Genomic DNA, 4,121 nt, shown 5'->3' with positions numbered 1-4,121 from the left:
GCCCGCCCCCACAGAACACCTTCTCGGCTCCCAGGGGGTTGGCCGAACTCCCCCCGGCCCACTCCGTCATCATCTGCGTGGCGCTTCCGGGCCTCGCCATCTCCACGGAACAGGGGCAGTTGACGGGACGGGGGCTGGAGGGCTTCTACCGCGCAGGCAGACGTGTGCTCTCCCGCTGTCAGATCCGTGTCGCCGGCCGGGAGCCACTCGGGGTCCAGGCCCGGCCGACCGCGGCGGATCGCGCACGCTTCGTGGCCACCGCTCGGGTCTCCCAAGGGGGAGGCCCGGACCCTGACGTAGTCGTGGAGCGCACCCGCCACGCGGACGGGACCGAACGCATCATGCTGCACAGCGCCGCCGCTCGATCACTGCGCCTGCCTGTGGAGGTGGCCCTCGGTACGGACCTGGCGGACCTGGGTGCGATCGCGTCGGGCCGAGCAGGGCCGGAGCTGCCCGCGATCGTCCACGACTCCGGGCTGCGCTGGTCCTGCTCGGCCGGCGGAGCGTCGGTCACGGCCGACCCGCCACCCACCGACGCGCTCGCGTCCGCCGGCCTGCTCTGCTGGGAGTTCGACCTGCCTCCAGGCGGCACCGTCGGCCTGGAACTGCGCGTGCGTCCGGAGGGCACGGGCTCCGTCCGGGGTCTGGGGCGCGCGGCGACCAGCCCGCTGGCGTCCGCCCGCGCGACAGGAGACCACGCCGCCGTTCAGCCGCTCCTGCACACGAGCATCGACGATCTCCAGTCCCTGCTGCTGCGCGACCCGGCACACCCCACCGACACCCACCTCGCGGCCGGAGCCCCGTGGCGCTGCGGCCTTGCCCCGGCCGACGCGCTCGTCGCGGCCCGTATGGCACTGCCGCTCGGCACCCGCCTCGCCGCCGGGACGCTTCGCACCCTCGCGCGCACCCAACTCCGCGGACAGACAGCCCAGTCCGGCATGATCCCAGGGCCGCGTCGGGACGCAGGAGCGCAACTTCCAGCCGTTTGTACGGGCACCGAGGCAACCCTGCTCTTCCCCGCCCTCCTCGCCGAGGCGTTCCGGTGGGGGCTCTCGCCGCAGGAGACGGAAGAGCTGCTCCCGGCGGCCGAACGGTGCCTGCGCTGGCTGCGGGCAGCCGTGGGGGAAGGCACGTACCTCCGCGACCCGCAGCCCGGCGGCCCCGTCCGCTGCGAGACACAGGCACATGCGCATCGCGCGGCCGTCCTCGGCGCCGACCTGCTCGACGCGTTCGACAGACCTGGCGGGGCCGCGTTGCGGCAGTGGGCCCGCGAACTGCGCACGGCCTTCCGCGAGGACTTCTGGATCGACGACCGCAGCGGCGGCCGGCCGGCGGCAGCGAGAGCTCCCGACGGACGCCTCGTGCCGCATCTGGGTGCCGTCTCTGTCCATCTCCTGGACACCGGACTGCTGGGCGGAGGCGAACAGGCACCGTGCCTGCTCGACAGGGTGCAGATCGAGCAACTCGCACGGCTGCTCGGAAGCCCGGCCATGGACTCGGGCTGGGGGCTGCGCGGACTCGGCACGAAGGAGACCGGCTACAACCCGTTCGGGCATCGCACCGGTGCCGTGAGAGTCCAGGAGACGGCGATCGGCGTCGCGGGCCTCGCCGCCGCCGGGTACGAGAAGGAGGCCGGCTCGCTCCTGCGTGGTCTGCTGGCCGCGGCCGAGGCCTTCGGTCACCGGCTCCCCGAGATGTACGGGGGTGAGCAGCGCACCGACGGGAGTGCTCCTCTTCCCCACCCGGCGGCCTGTCGTCCGGCGGCGACGGCGGCGGCCGCCGGAGTGCTGCTCCTGAGTTCCCTCGCGGGAATCCGTCCGGACGTCCCGGCGGGGACGGTCACACTGCGCCCCGTGCGCAGCGCGCCCCTGGGCGAGATCGGTCTGACCGGACTGAGGATCGCCGGGGCCCCGTTCTCGGTACGGGTCAGCAGACTCGGGCTCGCCATGGTCGAGGAGGCCGCCGAGGGACTGCAACTGGGCGCCTGACCTCGCCCGACACCGGTACGACACCTCGCTCGACACCGGCACGACACCTCTCCCGGCAGCGGCAGGCACGGGAAGGCGGAACCTGTTCAGGTGGCAGCGGCACAGCCCTTGATGCGACTGGGGAATGGAGTGTTTATCGTCAGGCAGACGACTATGATCGCCGCATGCCCTACGACCCGTCAGCCTTTCCGCCCTTCGCCGTCACCGTGGACCTGGTCGTACTGACCGTGCGCCGTCACGCCCTGTGTGCGCTCGCGGTACGCAGGGGCGAGCCGCCGTTCCAGGGGCGCTGGGCGCTTCCCGGCGGTTTCGTACGGGCTGATGAGGACCTGGCGCAGGCCGCTGCCCGTGAACTGGCCGAGGAGACGGGACTGCGTGCCCACGACCCGTCCGTCCCCGTCCAGGACAACGGAGCACACCTGGAGCAGCTTGCGACCTACGGAGATCCCAAGCGTGATCCCCGGATGCGCGTGGTGAGCGTCGCCCACCTCGCCCTCGCCCCCGACCTGCCCGCTCCCCGGGCTGGGGGAGACGCCAGCAATGCCCGGTGGGCGCCCGTCGAAGAGCTGTTGCAGCAGGGCGGCTACGGCCGGGACGGCGAGCCGGTCGCGCCGCTCGCCTTCGACCACGCGCAGATCCTGTCGGACGGAGTGGAGCGCGCACGTTCGAAGATCGAGTACTCGTCGCTGGCCACCGCGTTCTGCCCGCCCGAGTTCACCGTCGGCGAGCTGCGCCGGGTCTACGAAGCGGTGTGGGGCGTTGCGCTGGACCCACGCAACTTCCACCGCAAGGTGACGGGCACACCGGGCTTCCTGGTCCCCACCGGCGGCACGACCACACGCCAGGGCGGCCGCCCCGCTCAGCTCTTCCGGGCCGGCGGCGCCACTCTTCTCAACCCTCCGATGTTGCGCCCCGAAGTGTGACAGCCCCGAAAACCGGACATAACGCGCTATCTTGCTACGGGTGATCCAGGCGTTCGGACTGACCAGCAATTCCCGCAAGGACTTTCCGCCCGCGGTCGACGACGTGTCCTTCGAAGCCCGTTCGGGCCGCGTCACCGCGCTCCTCGGAGCGACGGGCGCGGGCAAGACGACAGCGCTCAGACTGATGCTCGAACTCCAACAGGGGCGAGGGCTCACCTACTTCAGAGGCCGCCCGCTGCGTCGCATCGCGCACCCCTCGCGCGAGGTCGGCGTACTCATGGGCGAGGTGCCCGGCCATCCCGCGCGCACGGTCCGCGGTCATCTGCGCATGCTGTGCGCCGCCGCAGGCGTATCGGTGCGGCGTGCCGACGAAGTACTCGAAGCGGTGGGCCTGGTCAGCCTGCGCGACGAGCGGCTCGGCACCCTGTCACGTGGCATGGACCGCCGCCTCGGCCTGGCCTGCGTCCTGTTGTCCGACCCGCACACCCTCGTGCTGGACGACCCCGCAGACGGGCTGTCCCCGCGCGAGAGCCAGTGGCTGCACGGCATGCTGCGAGCGCACGCCAGCCAGGGCGGCACCGTCCTGTTCACCACGTCCGAGCCCAAAGAGGCCGCGCGCACCGCGGACCACGTCATCACGCTCGAGCGAGGCAGACTCGTCGCCGACCAGGCCGCCACGGAGTTCGCCCGCACCAGGCTCCGGCCCCGCGTCGCTGTCCGTACCCCTCATGCCGTCCGCCTCGCCGCCCTGCTCGCCAAGGAGGCGCGCACGGCTCGGCGCTCCGTCGAAGTCGTCCGGGAGGACGGCAACCGCCTTTTCGTGTACGGCAGTACGTGCGCCGAGGTCGGCGAGACGGCCTTCCGCCACGGCGTCCTGGTCCACCAACTCGCCGACGAGGTCGGAGACATGGGGCCTGGTGCGGGACCGTTGCCCGGGGAGGGCGCCGATGCGTCCCAGGACGCGCGACCGGCCGCCATGGGCAAGGGGACTGCCGGGAGTGCCGGGAAAGCGGCACAGGGCGGCCATGCGCACGACGGCCTCCCCTGGCAGAGCGGCTCGCACACGCACGATGACGGGGCGATGCCTGACGAGCGGGGCGCGCACGGCGACCAGGCGGGGCACGGCAGTCCGGGCGGCCGCAGTGGCTCGACAGTGGGAAGGGATGCCACCCCTTCGAGTCCCGTCTCCAGGCCCCCCGCCCCCCTACCC

The 4,121-nt window shown here is 72.6% G+C and carries 3 protein-coding genes; all 3 read left to right on the top strand.

The annotated features are described in order from the left end of the window. The first annotated feature begins 38 nt into the window (after positions 1–38). Entirely contained in the window at positions 39–1,988 is a 1,950-nt protein-coding gene (locus AOJ26_RS34525) for a glycogen debranching N-terminal domain-containing protein (RefSeq protein ID WP_078960140.1), read from the top strand. Between the two features lie 164 nt (positions 1,989–2,152). After that, positions 2,153–2,911, top strand: a complete 759-nt coding sequence (locus AOJ26_RS34520) for an NUDIX hydrolase (RefSeq protein ID WP_053852313.1) — start codon at positions 2,153–2,155, stop codon at positions 2,909–2,911. Between the two features lie 40 nt (positions 2,912–2,951). Continuing rightward, positions 2,952–4,121, top strand: a 1,170-nt coding sequence (locus tag AOJ26_RS34515) for an ABC transporter ATP-binding protein (protein WP_234358743.1), incomplete at its 3' end; no start/stop codon positions are given.

This window comes from Streptomyces sp. NRRL B-24085, assembly GCF_001282115.1.
In the GTDB taxonomy this organism is placed as follows: Bacteria; Actinomycetota; Actinomycetes; order Streptomycetales; family Streptomycetaceae; genus Streptomyces.
Note: the sequence above shows the minus strand (reverse complement) of the source record. Positions and strands in the feature narration are given on the sequence as shown.